Genomic DNA, 19,640 nt, shown 5'->3' on the forward strand with positions numbered 1-19,640 from the left:
CTATCCCTATCCGTTAAAACAGGAATCCGCATGTCTTCGACCTTTATCGATAAGCTGGCGTTGATCGCGCTGAAAGATGACAAAGTGGCGCTGGTGCGCTCGCACAACAAGACGCTGTTTTATATGCCGGGCGGAAAGCGCGAAGCGGACGAAACCGACGAACAGGCGCTGTGCCGCGAAATCGACGAAGAGCTGACCGTTGCGCTGCTGTCGCAATCCATCGCGTTTTACGGCGAGTTCACCGGCCCGGCGGACGGCAAGCAGGACGGTACCCAGGTGCGCATTCGCTGCTACCAGGCCGACTTTACCGGGCAGTTGCAGCCCGCCGCCGAAATCGCCGAGCTGAAGTGGTGCGACAGCCGCGATCTGCCGCAGTGCTCACACGTCGCCGCGCTGATTTTGCACGATCTCAAGGCGCGTAACCTGATCAAGTGATCGCTGAGTCGCCTCAGCGGCGTTAACCCAAAGGAACCTGTCCCGCATGAATCAGATTGACTGCATTTTGTTCGACTGCGACGGCACGCTGGTGGACAGCGAAGTGCTGTGCAGCAAAGCCTATGTCCATATGTTCGCCCACTACGGCATTCATCTGTCGCTGGAAGAGGTATTCAAGAAATACAAAGGGGTGAAGCTGTACGAGATTATCGATCGGGTCAATGCCGAGCAGGGCACTGACCTGGAAAAAGAGACGCTGGAGCCGCTGTATCGGCAGGAAGTGGCGCGGCTGTTCGACAGCGAGCTGCAACAGATTGCCGGCGCCCGCGAGCTGCTGGCGCAGGTGACGGTGCCTGTCTGCACCGTCTCCAACGGGCCGGTCAGCAAGATGCAGCACTCGCTCGGCCTGACCGGCATGCTGCCTTATTTTGATGACCGGTTGTTCAGCGGCTATGACATTCAGCGCTGGAAGCCGGATCCGGCGATCGTGTTTCACGCCGCCGAACAGATGCGGGTGCCGGTGACGCGCTGCATCCTGGTGGACGATTCGCCCGCCGGCGCGCAGGCCGGCATCAATGCCGGCATTCCGGTCTTTTACTTCTGCGCCGATCCGCATAATCCGCCGATCGATCACCCGCTGGTGACCACGTTTGACGACCTGGCTCAATTGCCCGCGCTGTGGCGCGAACGCGGCTGGCGGCTGACGGCCGATTAACTGGCCGGCAACGGCGGCTTGTTGCGCCACCAGCGCCAGGACCGCTTCAGCGCGCGGGTTTGCGCGCCGAAGCGGCGGTTGACCGCGTTGGCCAGCAGATCGAGCGCCAGGCAGAATACGAAATAGACCAGCGCCACAAACAGGAACACTTCCATCGGATAGACCATGCTGCGGTTGTTGACCTGGGTCGCCAGGAAGGTCAATTCGCCAACGCCGACGATATAAGCCAACGAGGTGTCTTTGATCAGAGAAATCCACTGGTTGATGAACGACGGCACCATCATGCGCAGCGCCTGCGGCAGCACGATCATGCGCAGCGTCTGCCAGCGCGTCAGCCCCAGAGAAAGCCCGGCCTGCCACTGGCCGGGACCGATCGCGGCGATGCCGGCCTTCACCGCATGTGCCAGATAGGCCGAGGCGATCAGCGCCAGCGCACACACCACGGTGGTAATTTCCGGGATCTCGACGCCAAACACCATCGGCAGCAGGAAATAGGTCCAGAAGATCAGCATGATGACCGGAATGGCGCGGAAAAAGCCCAACACCGCCGCCAGCAGCCCGGCGGCGACGCCGCGCGACATTGCTAGCGCCACGCCGAGTAAGGTGCCGAGCACCGCCGAGGCCACGCCGGCCATCAGGCTGATCGCCAACGTCAGCGCCGCGCCGCCCAGCGGCCCATCCGGCCAGGTGCCCCACAGCAGGTAACCCAGGTTGTCGTGAATCACGCTGAAATCCATCTCAATGTCCTCCCAGCGGTTTACGCTGTTGTCGCCACATGCCCCAACCTTCCAGCAGCGCGATGATGGCGATATACAGTACCGTCGCCACGCCGAACGCCTGGAAGGTGCGCAGGGTTTCGGTTTCGACCTGATGCGAGGCGTAAGAGAGTTCGGCAACGCCGATCGCCATGGTCAGCGACGAGTTCTTGATCACGTTCATGTATTGCCCCAGCAGCGGCGGCAGCGCGATTTTCAGCGCCTGCGGCAGCACCACGTAGCGCATCGCCTGCCAGCCGGTCAGCCCCAGCGCCTGAGCGGCATATTTCTGCCCGCCGGCGACGCCGCGAATGCCGGAGCGGATCTCTTCGGCGATAAAGGCGGTGGAGTACAGCGTCAGGCCGAAGAAACCGGCGAGAAACTCGAACGACGGCCACTCAAGCGGGCCGACCTGATGTGCGCTGTTCAGCCACTGCATGGCGGCGGACGGCAGGATTTGCCCGGCGGCGAAGTACCAGAAGAACAGCTGCACCAGCAGCGGCGTATTGCGAAACAACGAGCTGTACCCCATCGCCAGCCAACGCAACGGCCGCAGGCTGCTGTCGCGCATCGCCGCCAGCACGAAGCCCAACAGCGTGGCCGCCAGGCCCGCGCAGGCGGAAAGCCACAGCGTCAGCAGAAAGCCGTGCCACAGCCAGTTCAGGTATTGCGGCGCCAGCAGCCAGTCCAGGTTCATGTTCAATCCTTGTCTTGCAGAATGCATCAGGGGCGCAGCAAGCTGCGCCCCTCCGTACCGATCTCACCGCGAGCGGTTAAATCAGGCTTTCGGTTGCTGATCCAAAGGCGCGATTTTGAAATCGCCGCGCGGCTGGGCGGATTTGGTTTCCGGCCCGAACCAGCGATCGTAAATCTTAACCGCTTCGCCGTCGTTTTCCAGCTTGATCAGCGTCTCATTCACCGCGGCGGTCAAGCGATCTTCGCCCTTGGGAATGCCCACGCCCTGATACTCTTTGGTCAGGCTGAACGGCGAAATTTCAAATTCCGCCTTCTGCGCCGCCGGCAGGTTGCCGAGCAGGCCGACCAGCTTGGCGTCGTCCTGAGTGATCGCCTGCACGTTGCCGTTGCGCAGCGCCACGAACGCCAGCGGGGTATCATCGTAAGAGATCACTTTCGCCGTCGGGAAACGCTCGCGCAGGGTGATTTCCTGCACCGTGCCCTTGTCCGCGCCGATGCGCAGCTTCTTGATGTCTTCCGGGGTTTTCAATACGCCTTTGCGGGCGATGAATTTCTGGCCGGTGGCGAAATACGGCACGCTGAAGTTCACTTCCTTGGCGCGCTCGTCGGTAATGGTGAAGTTGGCGGCAATCAGGTCAACCTTCTTCGACACCAGCAGCGGAATGCGGTTGGCCGGGTTGGTGGCGCGCAGCTCCACTTTCACCCCCAGCGCTTTGCCGATCGCGTCGGCGACGTCCACATCGTAGCCCACCAGCTTTTTGCTCTGCGGATCGATGTAGCCGAACGGCGGGTTGCTGTCGAACACCGCGATACGCACCACGCCGGCTTGCTTGATATCGTCAAGTTTGTCCGCGTGCGCGGCGCCGGCGGCGAGGCCGGTCAGACTGGCTAACAACGTTAAGGCCAAAGCGCGATGTTTCATAGAAAGCTCCTAAGTGGTTGATGTCCTGCTGGCGAATAAGCTAGCAAGCGCCACATAGGTCAGGAAATAATATAAAAAGCTATATTTATAACCTTTTTATCTTTACGCGCTTAAGATGGAATAAAGGCGCGGGAAACCGCGCCTTTGAAGGATATTACCCGGAAAGAGTTAGTCGGCCTTTTCGTCTTTACCGCCCGGAGAGAGCAGCTTTTCCAGGGCATCGCCGCCCAAATGACGGAAATCCTGCCCCTTGACGAAATAGAAGATAAATTCGCAGATGTTCTGACAGCGGTCGCCGATACGCTCGATAGAGCGGGCGCAGAACAGCGCGGTCAGCACGCTCGGAATGGTGCGCGAGTCTTCCATCATGTAGGTCATCAGCTGACGCACGATGCCTTCGTATTCCTGGTCGACCTTTTTATCTTCGCGGTAAATACGGATCGCTTCGTCCAGATCCATGCGCGCGAACGCGTCCAGCACGTCGTGCAGCATCTGCACGGTGTGGCGCCCCAGCGACTCCAGACTGACCAGCAGCGGCTGATGCTGGTGCGAGAACTTTTCCAGCGCGGTGCGGCAGATCTTGTCCGCCACGTCGCCAATGCGCTCCAGCTCGGAAATGGTTTTGATGATCGCCATCACCAGGCGCAGATCGCTGGCGGTCGGCTGGCGCTTGGCGATGATGCGCACGCACGCTTCGTCGATCGCCACTTCCATCATGTTGACCTTGGCGTCGCCTTCAATTACGCGCTTGGCCAACTCGCCATCCTGATTGTGCATCGCGGTGATGGCGTCGGTCAGCTGTTGCTCCACCAGCCCGCCCATGGTCAGCACCTGGGTGCGGATATGCTCGAGCTCTGCGTTGAACTGGCCGGAAATGTGTTTGTTTAAATTCAGGTTATCCATGATGCTTCCTATCAACCATAACGGCCAGTGATGTAGTCTTCAGTCTGCTTTTTCTGCGGCGCAGTGAACAGGTTATCAGTATCACTGAACTCGATCAGCTCGCCCAGATACATAAATGCGGTAGAGTCGGAGCAGCGCGCTGCCTGCTGCATGTTGTGCGTCACGATCACCACGGTGTAATCGGCCTTCAGTTCACTGATCAGCTCTTCAATCTTGCCGGTAGAGATCGGATCCAGCGCCGAGCAAGGCTCATCCAGCAACAGCACTTCCGGACGAATGGCGATGCCGCGGGCGATGCACAGACGCTGCTGCTGGCCGCCGGAGAGGCTGTAGCCGCTCTGGTGCAGCTTGTCCTTGGTTTCGTTCCACAACGCGGCCTTGGTCAGCGCCCACTGCACGCGCTCGTCCATATCGGCGCGCGACAGCTTTTCAAACAGGCGAACGCCGAAAGCGATGTTGTCGTAAATCGACATCGGGAACGGCGTCGGCTTCTGGAACACCATGCCGACCTTGGCGCGCAGCAACGCGATATCCGAGTTGTCGGTCAGGATGTTCTGGCCGTCCAGCAGAATGCCGCCTTCCGCACGCTGTTCCGGGTACAGCTGGTACATCTTGTTAAAGGTGCGCAGCAGGGTGGATTTGCCGCAGCCGGATGGGCCGATAAACGCGGTGACCTTGTTCTTGGCGATATCCAGCGTGATGTTCTTCAGCGCATGGAATTTGCCGTAGTAGAAGTTCAGATCGCGTACCTGAATTTTGCTGCTGGAAGCGTCAGTAACCATACTCATCAAGACTTCTCTCTTTTCATCAGCGCCGCCAAAGCGGCGCTCAAAATTTTACGAATGCTTTTTCTTGGCGAAAATTACGCGCGCCAGGATATTCAGTAACAGTACGCACAGGGTGATCAACAGCACCCCGGCCCAGGCCAACTGTTGCCATTCGGCGAACGGGCTCATGGCGAATTTGAAGATGGTCACCGGCAGGTTGGCGATCGGCTGCATCAGGTCGGTGCTCCAGAACTGGTTCGACAGCGAGGTGAACAGCAGCGGCGCGGTTTCCCCCGCGATGCGCGCAATCGCCAGCAGCACGCCGGTGATGATGCCGGACACCGACGCCTTCAGCGTGATGGCGGAAATCATGCGCCATTTCGGCGTGCCCAGGGCATAGGCGGCCTCGCGCAGCGTATCCGGCACCAGCTTCAGCATGTTCTCGGTGGTGCGAATGACGATCGGCACCTGCAGCAACGCCAGCGCCACGATGCCGGCCCAACCGGAGAAGTGTTCCATCTTCGCCACCACGATGGTGTAAACGAACAGGCCCACCACGATCGACGGTGCGGACAGCAGGATGTCGTTGATAAAGCGGATCACTTCCGCCAGCCAAGATTTACGGCCGTATTCCGCCAGGTAGATGCCGGCCATGATGCCCAGCGGCGTACCGAAGAGGGTCGCCCACAGGATCAACAGGCCGCTGCCGGCGATGGCGTTGGCCAGGCCGCCGCCCGCGGTATTCGGCGGCGGGGTCATCTCGGTGAACAGCGCCAGCGACATGCCGTCGAAGCCTTTGGTGACGGTAGCGATCAGGATCCAGATCAGCCAGAACAGCCCGAACGCCATGGTCGCCATCGACAGGAACAGCGCGAGGCGATTTTTCTGCCGGCGCCAGGCCTGCATTTTGCGGCGGCTTTCCGCCAGAACGACTGCGTTTTGCATATCCATCGTCGCCATGTTAACGCCCCTCATTCTTGGCCAGACGCATGATCATCAGTTTCGACAGCGCCAGCACGATAAAGGTGATAACAAACAGAATCAGGCCCAGCTCCATCAGTGCGGCGGTGTGCACGCCGGACTCGGCTTCGGCGAATTCGTTGGCCAGCGCCGAGGTGATGCTGTTGCCCGGCATGTACAGCGAAGCGCTGTCGAGCTGGTAAGTGTTGCCGATGATAAAGGTCACCGCCATGGTCTCCCCCAGCGCACGGCCCAGGCCCAGCATCACCCCGCCGATGACGCCGTTTTTGGTGAACGGCAGCACGATGCGCCAGATGACTTCCCAGGTGGTGCAGCCAATGCCGTAGGCCGACTCTTTCATCATCACCGGGGTCTGTTCGAACACGTCGCGCATCACTGCGGCGATGTAAGGAATGATCATGATCGCCAGGATCACCCCGGCGGCCAGGATGCCGATGCCGAAGGCCGGGCCGGAGAACAGCTCGCCGACGATTGGAATGCCCGACAGCACGTCGCCCACCGGCGTCTGGAAGTATTCGGCGAACAGCGGGGCGAACACGAACAGTCCCCACATGCCGTAGACGATGCTCGGAATGGCCGCCAGCAGCTCAATGGCGATGCCCAGCGGCCGCTTCAGCCAGTTCGGCGCCAGTTCGGTCAGGAACAGCGCGATGCCGAAGCTCACCGGCACGGCGATGATCAACGCGATAAGCGAGGTGACCACGGTGCCGTAGATCGGCACCAGCGCGCCGAACTGCTCCGCCGGCGCGTCCCACTCTTTGGTCCACAGGAACGCAAAGCCGAATTTCTGCATGCTTGGCCAGGAGGCGAAGATCAGCGAAACGATGATGCCGCCCAGCAACAATAGGGTAATCAGCGCAGCCAGTCTCACCAGCGCGCTGAAAATGATGTCACCGTTTTTGCCCGGTGCTTTGATGGTCGGCTTGTACTCAGCCATAGATTACTCTCTGTTTGAACCCTGGCAGCCCCAACCGGGATCGGAGCCTGAAGAACTGTGTGGGGCGCGGCGAACCCGCGCCCCTGCGTTGTTAGTACAGCGCTTTACCTGAACTGTCTTTTACGTTGGTTTTCCAGGCCGCACGCACCTGCTCAACCACTTCTGCCGGCAGGGTGGCGTAATCCAGCTCGTTAGCTTGTTTTGCACCGGTTTTGTAGGCCCAGTCGAAGAACTTCAGCACTTCGGCGCCCTGAACAGGGTTTTTCTGCTCTTTGTGCACCAGGATGAAGGTGGTGGAGGTGATTGGCCACACGTTGTCGCCTTTCTGGTCAGTCAGATCCTGAGCAAAGGTTTTGCTCCAATCTGCACCCTTGGCGGCGTTGCTGAAGCTCTCTTCAGTCGGGCTGACCGGTTTGCCGTCAGCGGACACCAGCTTGGTGTAAGCCAGGTTGTTCTGCTTGGCGTAAGCGTATTCTACGTAGCCGATAGAGCCTGGCAGACGCTGAACGAAGGCGGCGATGCCGTCGTTGCCTTTACCGCCCAGACCGGTCGGCCAGTTAACGGTAGAACCGGCGCCAATCTTTTCTTTCCACTGCGCATTGGCTTTGGACAGGTAGCTGGTGAACACGAACGAAGTGCCGGAACCGTCGGCGCGGCGCACTACGGCGATGTTTTGGTCAGGCAGTTTCACGCCTGGGTTCAGCTTGGTGATAGCCGGATCGTTCCATTTTTTGACGTTGCCCAGGTAGATATCGCCCAGGGTTTTGCCGTCCAGCGTCAGTTCGCCGGATTTGATGCCCGGGATATTCACCGCCAGCACCACGCCGCCGATCACGGTCGGGAACTGGAACAGGCCGTCGGCCGCCAGCTTGTCGTCAGACAGCGGGGCGTCGGAAGCGCCAAAGTCAACGGTGTTGGCCACGATTTGCTTTACGCCGCCAGAGGAGCCGATGCCCTGATAGTTAACTTTGTTGCCGGTTTCTTTCTGATAAGAATCTGCCCACTTGGCGTAAACCGGAGCGGGGAATGTCGCACCTGCACCGGTCAGGCTGGCAGCAGCGAACGCGGACACGGCGGTCAGGGAGAAGGTCGCTGCCACAATACTGGCGACGGTGGTACGCATCAGTTTCATAATCCCTCCTAATGGGATACTTAAAATCGACTTCGAGTCGTTTTAATCAGAGTAAGTATTGCTGCAGGAGGGAAAATAGGACAGTTTGGTGACAGAAAAATGTACGCAATATGACAGTTATATTACAGTGCATTTAATGAGTGCTTGTTTGTATTTAAATCAGAAGGTTAGCCGTGAAACAGCACATTTCCCAAGCAATAAAAAACCGGCTTGGCGCGGCCTATCCGCTTGAATATGACAACGTTTATCACCGAAACGGCAGCGCTGTCATCTTTAAGGTCACTCATGAAAAAAGCCGGCGCTAAGGCCGGCTTTTGCAGTTTACCTGCGGCAAATTACTCTACGGTGACAGACTTCGCCAGGTTGCGCGGCTGGTCAACGTCGGTGCCTTTGATCAGCGCCACATGGTAAGACAGCAGCTGCAACGGCACGGTGTAGAAGATCGGCGCGACGATTTCCTCGACGTGCGGCAGAGGAATGATGGTCATGCCTTCGCTGCTGACGAAGCCGGCGTCCTGATCGGCGAACACGTACAGCTGGCCGCCGCGCGCGCGCACTTCTTCAATGTTGGACTTCAGCTTTTCCAGCAGTTCGTTGTTCGGCGCCACCACAATCACCGGCATATCGGCGTCGATCAGCGCCAGCGGGCCGTGTTTCAACTCGCCCGCCGCATAAGCTTCGGCGTGAATATAGGAGATCTCTTTCAGCTTCAGCGCCCCTTCCATGGCGATCGGATACTGATCGCCACGGCCGAGGAACAGCGCATGGTGCTTGTCGGAGAAGCCTTCCGCCAGCGCTTCGATCTCTTTATCCATCGACAGCATCTGCTCGATACGCGCCGGCAACGCCTGCAGACCATGCACGATCTCGTGCTCCACGCTTTCCGCCATGCCTTTCAGACGGCCCAGGCGCGCCACCAGCATCAACAGCACGGTGAGCTGCGTGGTGAAGGCTTTGGTCGAGGCTACGCCGATTTCCGTGCCCGCTTTGGTCATCAACGCCAGATCGGATTCACGCACCAGCGAAGAGCCGGCAACGTTACAAACGGCCAGCGAACCGAGATAACCCAGTTCTTTGGACAGGCGCAGCGCCGCCAGAGTGTCGGCGGTTTCGCCGGACTGCGACAGAGTGATGATCAGGCTGCCCGGACGCACCGCCGATTTGCGGTAACGGAATTCGGACGCGATCTCGACATCGCACGGCACGCCGGCCAGCGCTTCGAACCAGTAACGCGCCACCATACCGGAGTGGTAAGAAGTGCCACAGGCGATAATCTGCACGTGCTGCACCTTGGCGAGCAGCTCGTCGGCGTGCGGCCCCAGCTCACTCAGGTTGATTTGGCCATGACTGAAACGCCCTTCCAGGGTGTTTTTCAGCGCCAGCGGCTGTTCGTAAATCTCTTTTTGCATGTAGTGGCGGTAAGCGCCCTTGTCGCCGGCGTCATACTGCACCTGGGACTCGATCTCAGGGCGCTCGATGGCGTTGCCCTGTTTGTCGAAAATATTGACGGTGCGGCGAGTCACTTCCACCACGTCGCCCTCTTCCAGGAAGATGAAGCGGCGGGTGACCGGTAGCAGCGCCAGCTGATCGGAAGCGATAAAGTTTTCCCCAACGCCGCGGCCGATAACCAGCGGGCTACCGGAACGCGCCGCGACCAGCACGCTCGGATCGCGGCTGTCCATCACCACGGTGCCATAAGCGCCGCGCAGCTGCGGGATCACGCGCTGAACCACTTCCAGCAGCGTACCGCCTTGCAGTTGTTCCCAGTGCACCAGGTGCGCAATCACTTCGGTATCGGTTTCAGAGCTGAAACGGTAACCGCGTTCAATCAGCAGTTCGCGCAGCGGCTCGTGGTTTTCGATGATGCCGTTATGCACCACGGTAATGTAGTCGGAAACATGCGGGTGCGCGTTCGCTTCGGTCGGTTCACCGTGCGTAGCCCAACGGGTGTGAGCGATGCCGGTACCGCCGTGCAGATCGGTTTGTTCCGCCGCTTCGGCCAGCTTTTGTACCTTGCCAACGCGACGCAGGCGACTGACGTTGCCTTTTTCATCGACCACCGCCAGACCGGCGGAGTCATAACCGCGGTACTCGAGACGACGTAAACCTTCCAACAGGATTTCTGCGATATCACGTTGCGCTACTGCGCCTACAATTCCACACATTCAGTTATATTCCTAATGAACGCCCTTCATGGGCGCTTTCGATGCCTTGACCTGATTTTTGCCGGTTTTTACCGTGCGCCCCCGAGCCTGTAGATGGTGGGGATTATTATGTTTTGTATTGGGCTCGTGAACGGAGCCCAACGCAAAACACACTATGACTTCTTCTTCACCGGACGTTGCCAGCCCTGAATGTGCACCTGCTTGACGCGGCTCAACACCAGTTCGTTCTCGGCGATATCGCGCGTCACCGTGGTGCCGGCGGCGATGGTGGAGCCTTTGCCGACCGACACCGGCGCCACCAGCTGAGTATCGGAACCGACGAACACGCCGTCGCCGATCAGCGTCTTGTGCTTGTTGGCGCCATCGTAGTTGCAGGTGATGGTGCCGGCGCCGATATTCACGTCATCGCCGATTTCAGCATCGCCCAGGTAGCTGAGGTGACCGGCCTTGGAGCCTTTGCCCAGGCGCGCCTTTTTCATTTCCACGAAGTTGCCGACGTGAGCCCCTGCCGCCAGCTCCGCGCCTGGGCGCAAGCGGGCGAACGGCCCAACCGTGCAGTCTGCTTCCAGCACGCTGTCTTCCAGCACGCTGTAAGGGCTGATCTCGCAGTCATCACCGATCACGCAGTTTTTCAGCACGCAGCCGGCGCCGATTCTCACCCGATCGCCCAGCTTGACGTGACCTTCGATAATCACATTCGCATCAATAGTGATGTCACGGCCGTGAACAAGTTCCCCGCGCAGATCGAAACGCGCCGGATCCAGCAGCATCACGCCGGCCAACAGCAGCTTTTCAGACTGTTCCGACTGGAATACGCGCTCCAGAGTCGCCAGCTGCAGACGGTTGTTCACACCTTCCACTTCACTTAAACGCGACGGGTGCACGGCTTCGATTTTCTTGCCGTCGGCATGGGCCAACGCAATGATATCGGTGATGTAAAACTCGCCCTGTGCGTTGTCGTTATTCAACATTCCCAGCCAGCGTTTCAGATCGCGCCCGTTCGCCACCAGGATGCCGGTATTGATCTCGTTGATCTGCCGCTGCGCTTCACTGGCGTCTTTATGCTCGACGATACCCACCACGTCGCCGTTCTCACGCACGATGCGGCCATAGCCGCTCGGATCGTCCAGCTTGACCGTCAGCAGGCCGATGCCGCCCTGCGGTTTAGCCGCCAACAGGCGTTGCAGCGTATCGACGGAGATCAGCGGCACGTCGCCGTACAGCATCAGCACGTCTTCATCATCGGCAAAATGCGGCGCGGCCTGCTGCATTGCGTGACCGGTACCCAGTTGCTCGGCCTGCAGCACCCAGTTCAGCGCGCCGTCAGTCAACGTGCTTTTCAGCAAATCGCCGCCGTGGCCGTATACCAGGTGAACATGTTGCGCACCCAGCTTCATCGCGGCATCAATGACGTGTTGCACCATCGGCTTGCCGGCCAACGGGTGCAACACTTTGGGAAGATCGGAATACATGCGCGTACCCTTGCCTGCGGCGAGGATAACTACGCTCATTGCGCTGTTCGACATAAGCAACCTGATAACTCCATTTTGATAGACGAAAGTAAAACCGTTTAGCGACGATATTACTACATATTTCTCATCACGAACCCGGCGCAGGCCGCGCGGCGCGTGGTCTGTCACCACCATGCCCAATTCAGCTCCAGGGCAAAAAAACTGTCGGCGTTCGGCGACGTTTCTTGCCCGATATCAGGGGTTATACACCACTCTGCCAGCCGGGCCGAAATGCTTATTTTAAAGTAAAAAAAAAGCGACCCTATGGGCCGCTTTCTTAAAGTTGGGTGCAGAGCACCCAAACATTACATCGCTTTTCTGGTGAGCTCGATAACGCGCAGTTTTGCGATCGCTTTCGCCAGTTCAGCGGATGCCTGAGCATAGTCGACATCGCCATGAGAGCTGCGAATGTGTTCTTCAGCTTTACGCTTAGCTTCCAACGCTCTCGCTTCGTCGAGGTCAGTACCACGGATAGCAGTGTCCGCCAGCACGGTAACCACGCTCGGCTGCACCTCGAGGATGCCGCCGGACAGGTAGATGAACTCTTCTTCACCGTGCTGCTTAACAATACGCACCATGCCAGGCTTGATGGCAGTCAGCAGCGGCGCATGGCCAGGGAAGATCCCCAGTTCACCTTCGCTGCCTGTCACCTGGATCTTCTGCACCAGGCCGGAAAACATCTGTTTTTCCGCGCTGACTACATCCAGATGGTAAGTCATAGCCATATCACCCTCCTCTCAAGGCGTTACAGTTTCTTGGCTTTTTCCACTGCTTCTTCAATGGTGCCAACCATGTAGAACGCCTGCTCCGGCAGGTGGTCATAGTCGCCGTCCATAATGCCTTTGAAACCACGGATGGTGTCTTTCAGCGATACGAACTTGCCCGGAGAACCGGTGAAGACTTCTGCCACGAAGAACGGCTGAGACAGGAAGCGTTGGATCTTACGCGCACGGGATACGACCAGCTTGTCTTCTTCAGACAGCTCGTCCATACCCAGGATCGCGATGATATCTTTCAGTTCCTGGTAGCGTTGCAGAATGGACTGCACGCCACGCGCTACGTCGTAGTGCTCCTGGCCAACGACCAGCGGATCCAGCTGACGGCTGGTGGAATCCAGCGGGTCAACGGCCGGGTAGATACCCAGAGAAGCGATGTTACGGCTCAGTACCACGGTTGCGTCCAAGTGCGCAAAGGTGGTGGCTGGAGACGGGTCAGTCAAGTCATCCGCAGGAACGTAAACGGCCTGTACGGAAGTGATGGAACCGGTCTTGGTCGAGGTGATACGTTCTTGCAGAACGCCCATCTCTTCCGCCAGCGTTGGCTGATAACCTACCGCGGATGGCATACGGCCCAGAAGTGCGGACACTTCGGTACCGGCCAGGGTGTAACGGTAGATGTTGTCAACGAACAGCAGAACGTCACGGCCTTCGTCACGGAATTTCTCCGCCATGGTCAGACCGGTCAGCGCAACGCGCAGACGGTTACCTGGTGGCTCGTTCATCTGGCCGTAAACCAGGGATACTTTGTCCAGAACGTTGGAGTCGGTCATTTCGTGGTAGAAGTCGTTACCCTCACGAGTACGCTCGCCCACGCCCGCAAACACGGAATAACCGGAGTGCTCGATCGCGATGTTACGGATCAGCTCCATCATGTTTACGGTTTTACCTACGCCCGCACCGCCGAACAGACCGACTTTACCGCCCTTGGCGAACGGACAAATCAGGTCCATTACCTTGATACCGGTTTCCAGCAGTTCCTGGGAGCTAGACAGCTCTTCGTAGCTTGGCGCCGCGCGGTGAATCGCCCAACGCTCTTCTTCGCCGATGTCGCCTTTCATGTCGATCGGTTGACCCAATACGTTCATGATACGACCCAGGGTAGCTTTACCCACCGGCACTTCAATCGGGTGATCCAGGTTGTTCACTTTCAGACCGCGACGCAGACCGTCGGAGGTCCCCATTGCGATACAGCGAACCACACCACCGCCCAGCTGTTGCTGAACTTCCAACACCAGTTTTTCGGTGCCGTTTTCTACCTCAAGGGCGTCGTACACTTTCGGTACGGCATCCTGAGGGAACTCGACGTCCACCACGGCGCCGATTACCTGGATAATCTTTCCAGTAGCCATCTTGAATCCTCTACGTAATTCGTAAACCTAGCTTAAACCGCGGAGGCTCCCGAAACGATCTCGGTGAGTTCCTGAGTGATGCTGGCCTGACGCGCCTTGTTGTATACCAACTGCAGCTCTTTGATCAGGCTACCGCCGTTATCGGTTGCGGCTTTCATCGCGACCATTCGTGCGGCCTGCTCGCTGGCCAGGTTTTCCACGACGCCCTGATAAACCTGCGACTCCACATAGCGGCGCAGCAAGGTATCAAGCAGCACTTTTGGATCGGGTTCATACAGGTAATCCCAAGGCGTTTTCTTCAGCTCTTCGTCATCGGCTGGCGGTAACGGCAGTAGCTGAAGCACTTGCGGCTCTTGGGACATCGTATTAACAAATTTGTTGCTGACAATGTACAGCTTGTCCAAACGACCTTCGTCGTAGGCCTGCAGCATCACTTTCACCGGCCCGATCAGATCCGACAGGGAAGGTTTGTCCCCCATGCCGGTCACCTGGGCAACCACGTTGCCGCCCACGGAACCAAAGAAAGAGGCCGCTTTAGAGCCAATCAGCGCCAAGTCGGTTTCGACGCCTTTTTCGGACCAGGCTTTCATCTCCGCCAGCAGCTTTTTGAACAGGTTGATGTTCAAGCCGCCGCAGAGACCACGGTCAGTAGACACCACCAGATACCCGACGCGCTTAACGTCACGCTCATCCAGGTACGGGTGCTTGTACTCCAGATTCCCTAACGCAAGGTGACCAATCACTTTGCGCATGGTCTCTGCATAAGGACGGCTGGCCGCCATGCGATCCTGCGATTTACGCATTTTGGAGGCGGCGACCATTTCCATCGCTTTAGTGATCTTTTGCGTGTTTTGCACGCTAGCGATCTTACTACGTATCTCTTTTGCGCCGGCCATCTCTGCTTCTCCTCAGTGCCAGACGGCCTGCTGTCTTTCAACAGCAGGACCGTTCGGCGTTACCAGGACTGGGTTTTCTTGAAGGTCTCGAGGACGTCTTTCAACTTGCCCTCGATCTCATCATTGAAGTTGCCAGTTTGGTTGATGTGGTTCAGCAGTTCGGCGTGCTCGCGATCCGCATAGGCTACCAGCGCGGCTTCGAAGCTCACCACTTTGGCGACTTCGACGTCGTTCAGGTAACCGCGTTCTGCGGCAAACAGCACCAGAGACTGTTGTGCAACCGACATCGGCGCATACTGTTTCTGTTTCAGCAGCTCGGTCACTTTCTGACCGTGGCTCAGCTGTTTGCGGGTCGCGTCGTCCAGATCGGAGGCGAACTGGGAGAACGCAGCCAATTCACGATACTGCGCCAGCGCGGTACGGATACCGCCGGACAGTTTCTTCATGATCTTGGTCTGCGCGGCGCCACCAACACGGGATACGGAGATACCCGGGTTAACTGCCGGACGAATACCGGAGTTGAACAGGTTGGATTCCAGGAAGATCTGACCATCGGTAATCGAGATTACGTTGGTCGGAACGAACGCGGAAACGTCACCCGCCTGGGTTTCAATGATCGGCAGAGCGGTCAGTGAACCGGTTTGGCCTTTAACTTCACCTTTGGTGAAGGCTTCAACGTATTCGGCGTTGACGCGCGCTGCGCGCTCCAGCAAGCGGGAGTGCAGGTAGAATACGTCGCCTGGGTAAGCTTCACGACCTGGCGGACGACGAAGCAGCAGGGAAATCTGGCGGTAAGCAACGGCCTGTTTGGACAGGTCATCGTACACGATCAGCGCGTCTTCACCGCGGTCACGGAAGTATTCGCCCATTGCGCAACCAGCGTATGGCGCCAGGTATTGCAGTGCGGCGGATTCGGAAGCGGTCGCCACCACCACGATGGTGTTGGCCAGTGCGCCGTGCTCTTCCAGTTTGCGCACCACGTTAGCGATGGTGGACGCTTTCTGGCCGATAGCCACGTAAACGCATTTGATGCCGGAGTCGCGTTGGTTGATGATCGCATCGATCGCCAGCGCGGTTTTACCGGTCTGACGGTCACCGATCACCAGCTCACGCTGGCCACGGCCGATTGGAATCATGGCGTCAACGGATTTGTAGCCAGTCTGAACCGGCTGATCAACGGACTGACGCTCGATAACGCCTGGGGCGATAGCTTCTACCGGAGAGAAACCGTCGTTTTCAATCGGGCCTTTGCCGTCGATTGGCGCGCCCAGGGTGTTAACGACGCGGCCCAGCAGACCACGACCGACTGGAACTTCCAGGATACGGCCGGTGCATTTAACCTTCATGCCTTCGGCCAGATCCGCGTACGGACCCATGACCACGGCACCAACGGAGTCGCGCTCCAGGTTCAATGCGATTGCGTAACGGTTGCCAGGCAGCGCGATCATTTCGCCCTGCATAACTTCGGCCAGGCCGTGTACGCGGATGATCCCGTCGCTGACGGAAACGATAGTACCTTCATTGTGAGCTTCGCTCACTACATTGAACTGAGCAATGCGCTGCTTGATCAGTTCGCTGATTTCGGTGGAATTCAGTTGCATGCTCCAGTCCCCTTAAGACTGCAAGACGTCTGTCAGGCGTTCAAGACGACCGCGAACGCTGCCATCAATCACCATATCGCCGGCGCGAACAACGATGCCGGCCAGTACAGACTTGTCAATTTTGCAATTCAGCTTAACTTTGCGTGACAGACGTTTTTCCATCGCAGCGGCGATTTTCGCCTGCTGTTCGTCGCTCAGCGCGCTCGCAGAGAGCACTTCGACTTCGACGGTGGACTCCAGCGAGGCGCGCAGTTCGATGAACTGCTGCAGCACGGCAGGAAGAACCAGTAAACGTCCATTTTCGGCCATTACACGGATAAAGTTCTGGCCATGTTCGTCGAGCCGATCGCCACAAACCGCGATGAACGTCTTGGACAGCGTTTCTGGCGCAACCGCGCCAGACAGCAGTTCAGAAATCTGTTCATTGCGAGTGACTTCAGCCGCAAACGCCAGCATGTCCTGCCAGCGCTCTACGCTTTGGTGCTCAACGGCAAAGTCAAAAGCTGCTTTGGCGTAGGGGCGAGCTACAGTTACAAATTCAGACATCAGCCCCTCCCTCCTTACAGTTCAGCGACCAGTTTATCAACGATGTCGCTGTTAGCAGCTTCATCCACGGAACGTTCGATGATCTTCTCGGCGCCGGCAATTGCCAGCATCGCGACTTGCTTACGCAACTCTTCACGAGCGCGCTTACGTTCGGCTTCGATCTCAGCCTGAGCCTGCGCCACGATTTTGTTACGTTCCTGCTCGGCTTCGGCTTTCGCTTCATCCATGATCTGAGCTTTGCGTTTGTTCGCTTGCTCGATGATCACCTGAGCTTCTGCTTTGGCAGTTTTCAGCTGGTCGGTCGCATTGGCTTGCGCTAAGTCCAGATCTTTTTTGGCACGCTCTGCAGAAGCGAGGCCGTCAGCGATTTCTTTCTGACGTTTCTCGATGGCAGCCATGATCGGCGGCCATACGTACTTCATGCAGAACCAGACAAACAGAACGAACGCGATGGCCTGGCCGAGGATTGTTGCGTTAAGATTCACAGCACAATGCCTCTTTAAAAGTTAATAGTTTGGTTACGTCGTAGAGGGTTGCTCTACTTACGCGACGGCGAACATCACGTACAGACCCAGACCTACAGCGATCATCGGGATGGCGTCGACCAGACCCATAACGATAAAGAACTGTGTACGCAGCAGAGGAATCAGGTCAGGCTGACGAGCAGCGCCTTCCAAGAATTTACCACCCAGGATGCCGATACCGATCGCAGCACCGATTGCCGCTAAACCCATCATCACAGCGGCAGCCATGTACAGCAGATCCATACTCAGGTTTTCCATGACAGTCTCCAGTTTGTTTCAGTTTAAAAGTGCAAGTGTTTTAAGAAAATCAGTGCTCTTCAGACGCCATCGACAGATAGACGATCGTCAGAACCATGAAAATAAAGGCTTGAAGCGTAATGATCAGGATGTGGAAGATAGCCCAAGGCAAGCTCAGGACCCACTGTGACCACCACGGCAACAGGCCGGCAATCAGGATGAAGATCAACTCACCCGCATACATGTTGCCGAACAGTCGCAGACCCAGTGAAACAGGTTTGGACAGCAGGCTGACACCTTCAAGAATCAGGTTGATAGGAATGAATACAGGGTGGTTGAACGGCTGCATGGTCAACTCTTTAACAAACCCGCCAACGCCTTTCATTTTGATGCTATAGAACAGAATCAGGATAAACACGCCCAGCGCCATCGACAGCGTGACGTTCACATCGGCGGTAGGCACGACGCGCAGCGCAGGCAGGCCGAGGATGTGTTCGCCAACGTAAGGCAGGAAGTCGATGGGCAGCAGGTCCATCAAGTTCATCAGGAACACCCAGACGAACACGGTCAGCGCCAGCGGCGCAATCACCTTGCTCTTGCCGTGGTACATGTCGCGCACGCTGCTGTCGACGAAACCGACCACCAGCTCCACGGCGGTTTGCAGTTTACCCGGCACGCCGCTGGTGGCGTTTTTGGCCACTTTGCGGAAGATCACCAGGAAAAGCGCCCCGAGGACGACGGAGAAAAACATCGAGTCGATGTTGATCGACCAGAACCCAGTCCCGACCTGAAGCTGCGTCAGGTGGTGACCGATATACTCCTGTGGAGTCAAGACTTCTCCTGCAGACATGATGCCTCTTACCCTTATTTAGTTAAGTTCGGTAACTGTTAATCACGGCCGGTGCCACTATCTGCACCACTAACACCGCTAAATAGGTCAGGCCAAGCGGTATAAACTCCGCCTTGAACACCCCCAGCGCCACGATCAGCAAAACGATGGTGATCACGACCTTTAGCCCCTCGCCGATGGCGAACGACCAGGCAACCCTACCGGGCGCCGGCGTTTGCGCCTGATGGCGCAAGGCAAACAGCATAAACATTGCACTCGGCAACCAGGCGGCGAGACCGCCTGCCAGCGCCGAAGCGCTCCATTCCGGGCTTTTCAGCCAGAAAGCAACGCTGATCAGAACAAAAGTCATTAACTGCAAAAACAGCAGTTTGCGTGCGACTTTCCCGCTGTAAAGGGACACAGACATGACGTTTGTTCTCTCCGTACCCCAGAGGGGGTATGCTGAGTGACGTATACAACTGTTTTTGCTGTCCTGAGTCAAGCAGCAAAAAACGAGCAAATTATACGGGGCATACCAACGAATTCAATCGATAAGTAGCGAAAAGGTGAACAATTATTTAAATTTCCCTATTCCAGCCTATTTTCACAAGAAAACGGTCGGAATAATAGGGCGCATTTAATTGTCTGATTATTCCAGCGTTGCGTTTAGAAACGCGAAGCCGATCACAGTAATGTCCCTTCCTGATTTATAGCCGATGGTCAACCAAACCGTCTTTAGCAATTTGAGCGATCAAAAAATTATATAAATCAAAACATTACCAGTTAACTGTTCAAAAACAATCCGTATACCCGATGAAAACCTTTTATTGACAAGCAGCGGGGCAATATTCCAACAGCCAATTAACATTAGCAGCAAACGCCAATCTTTCGCACATGATTGCTAACGTGACTATTTCCAAATGCAATTACTCTATTGTCGCTAATTAGCCGCGTTTTTTG

Annotated in this window: 21 protein-coding genes; 2 read left to right on the plus strand and 19 right to left on the minus strand. The window is 57.2% G+C overall.

Going from position 1 to position 19,640, the window contains the following annotated elements; all coding sequences use genetic code 11:
• Positions 1-30 precede the first annotated feature (30 nt).
• Complete coding sequence (locus ACMGGK_RS23850; RefSeq protein ID WP_079450354.1) at positions 31-435, plus strand: NUDIX hydrolase; 405 nt, start codon at positions 31-33, stop codon at positions 433-435.
• Positions 436-481: 46 nt separating this feature from the next.
• Positions 482-1,150 (plus strand): 6-phosphogluconate phosphatase, encoded by a 669-nt coding sequence (gene yieH, locus ACMGGK_RS23855; protein ID WP_016929610.1) that lies wholly within the window; start codon positions 482-484, stop codon positions 1,148-1,150.
• Here yieH and ACMGGK_RS23860 read toward each other — a convergent pair.
• The 19 genes from ACMGGK_RS23860 to atpI form a co-directional block, all read right to left on the minus strand.
• A complete protein-coding gene (locus ACMGGK_RS23860; RefSeq protein WP_004933841.1) occupies positions 1,147-1,887 on the minus strand; it encodes an amino acid ABC transporter permease in 741 nt (246 codons plus the stop codon). The two genes, yieH and ACMGGK_RS23860, sit on opposite strands and share 4 nt — an antisense overlap.
• 1 nt (position 1,888) lies before the next feature.
• On the minus strand, positions 1,889-2,602 hold the full coding sequence (locus tag ACMGGK_RS23865) for an amino acid ABC transporter permease (protein WP_420277367.1): 714 nt from the start codon (positions 2,600-2,602) through the stop codon (positions 1,889-1,891).
• 81 nt (positions 2,603-2,683) lie between these two features.
• Positions 2,684-3,523, minus strand: coding sequence for an ABC transporter substrate-binding protein (locus tag ACMGGK_RS23870; RefSeq protein WP_016929612.1), 840 nt, complete (start codon positions 3,521-3,523; stop codon positions 2,684-2,686).
• 168 nt (positions 3,524-3,691) lie between these two features.
• The gene (gene phoU, locus ACMGGK_RS23875) at positions 3,692-4,426 is read right to left on the minus strand and encodes a phosphate signaling complex protein PhoU (RefSeq protein ID WP_016929613.1); all 735 of its coding nucleotides are present in this window, start codon (positions 4,424-4,426) and stop codon (positions 3,692-3,694) included.
• A gap of 11 nt (positions 4,427-4,437) precedes the next feature.
• Positions 4,438-5,208 (minus strand): phosphate ABC transporter ATP-binding protein PstB, encoded by a 771-nt coding sequence (gene pstB, locus ACMGGK_RS23880; RefSeq protein WP_016929614.1) that lies wholly within the window; start codon positions 5,206-5,208, stop codon positions 4,438-4,440.
• Positions 5,209-5,262: 54 nt separating this feature from the next.
• Positions 5,263-6,153, minus strand: coding sequence for a phosphate ABC transporter permease PstA (pstA, locus tag ACMGGK_RS23885; protein WP_004933824.1), 891 nt, complete (start codon positions 6,151-6,153; stop codon positions 5,263-5,265).
• Between the two features lies 1 nt (position 6,154).
• Positions 6,155-7,111: a phosphate ABC transporter permease PstC gene (pstC, locus tag ACMGGK_RS23890; protein ID WP_016929615.1), complete on the minus strand. Its 957-nt coding sequence runs from the start codon at positions 7,109-7,111 to the stop codon at positions 6,155-6,157.
• 91 nt (positions 7,112-7,202) lie between these two features.
• Positions 7,203-8,243 (minus strand): phosphate ABC transporter substrate-binding protein PstS, encoded by a 1,041-nt coding sequence (pstS, locus tag ACMGGK_RS23895; protein WP_079450353.1) that lies wholly within the window; start codon positions 8,241-8,243, stop codon positions 7,203-7,205.
• Between the two features lie 335 nt (positions 8,244-8,578).
• Positions 8,579-10,408, minus strand: coding sequence for a glutamine--fructose-6-phosphate transaminase (isomerizing) (gene glmS, locus ACMGGK_RS23900; protein ID WP_028128067.1), 1,830 nt, complete (start codon positions 10,406-10,408; stop codon positions 8,579-8,581).
• Positions 10,409-10,560: 152 nt separating this feature from the next.
• On the minus strand, positions 10,561-11,934 hold the full coding sequence (gene glmU / locus ACMGGK_RS23905) for a bifunctional UDP-N-acetylglucosamine diphosphorylase/glucosamine-1-phosphate N-acetyltransferase GlmU (RefSeq protein ID WP_033634231.1): 1,374 nt from the start codon (positions 11,932-11,934) through the stop codon (positions 10,561-10,563).
• A 290-nt stretch (positions 11,935-12,224) separates the two neighbouring features.
• Positions 12,225-12,644 (minus strand): F0F1 ATP synthase subunit epsilon, encoded by a 420-nt coding sequence (locus tag ACMGGK_RS23910; RefSeq protein WP_004933814.1) that lies wholly within the window; start codon positions 12,642-12,644, stop codon positions 12,225-12,227.
• A gap of 20 nt (positions 12,645-12,664) precedes the next feature.
• The gene (gene atpD / locus ACMGGK_RS23915; RefSeq protein ID WP_004933813.1) at positions 12,665-14,047 is read right to left on the minus strand and encodes a F0F1 ATP synthase subunit beta; all 1,383 of its coding nucleotides are present in this window, start codon (positions 14,045-14,047) and stop codon (positions 12,665-12,667) included.
• A gap of 32 nt (positions 14,048-14,079) precedes the next feature.
• Positions 14,080-14,943, minus strand: a complete 864-nt coding sequence (atpG, locus tag ACMGGK_RS23920; protein ID WP_004933811.1) for a F0F1 ATP synthase subunit gamma — start codon at positions 14,941-14,943, stop codon at positions 14,080-14,082.
• Between the two features lie 59 nt (positions 14,944-15,002).
• The gene (atpA, locus tag ACMGGK_RS23925) at positions 15,003-16,544 is read right to left on the minus strand and encodes a F0F1 ATP synthase subunit alpha (RefSeq protein ID WP_016929618.1); all 1,542 of its coding nucleotides are present in this window, start codon (positions 16,542-16,544) and stop codon (positions 15,003-15,005) included.
• 12 nt (positions 16,545-16,556) lie between these two features.
• Positions 16,557-17,090: a F0F1 ATP synthase subunit delta gene (gene atpH / locus ACMGGK_RS23930; protein ID WP_025160298.1), complete on the minus strand. Its 534-nt coding sequence runs from the start codon at positions 17,088-17,090 to the stop codon at positions 16,557-16,559.
• Positions 17,091-17,104: 14 nt separating this feature from the next.
• Positions 17,105-17,575 (minus strand): F0F1 ATP synthase subunit B, encoded by a 471-nt coding sequence (gene atpF, locus ACMGGK_RS23935; RefSeq protein ID WP_004933804.1) that lies wholly within the window; start codon positions 17,573-17,575, stop codon positions 17,105-17,107.
• 57 nt (positions 17,576-17,632) lie between these two features.
• Positions 17,633-17,872 carry a F0F1 ATP synthase subunit C gene (atpE, locus tag ACMGGK_RS23940; protein WP_004093904.1) on the minus strand — a complete coding sequence of 80 codons (240 nt, stop codon included), beginning with the start codon at positions 17,870-17,872 and terminating at the stop codon, positions 17,633-17,635.
• Between the two features lie 49 nt (positions 17,873-17,921).
• Positions 17,922-18,701 (minus strand): F0F1 ATP synthase subunit A, encoded by a 780-nt coding sequence (atpB, locus tag ACMGGK_RS23945; RefSeq protein ID WP_015376132.1) that lies wholly within the window; start codon positions 18,699-18,701, stop codon positions 17,922-17,924.
• Between the two features lie 22 nt (positions 18,702-18,723).
• Entirely contained in the window at positions 18,724-19,107 is a 384-nt protein-coding gene (gene atpI / locus ACMGGK_RS23950; RefSeq protein WP_004933796.1) for a F0F1 ATP synthase subunit I, read from the minus strand.
• Between the last annotated feature and the right edge of the window lie 533 nt (positions 19,108-19,640).

Origin of the sequence: Serratia sp. BNK-33-b, from assembly GCF_048684565.1 — a bacterium.
Lineage (GTDB): Bacteria > Pseudomonadota > Gammaproteobacteria > Enterobacterales > Enterobacteriaceae > Serratia > Serratia marcescens.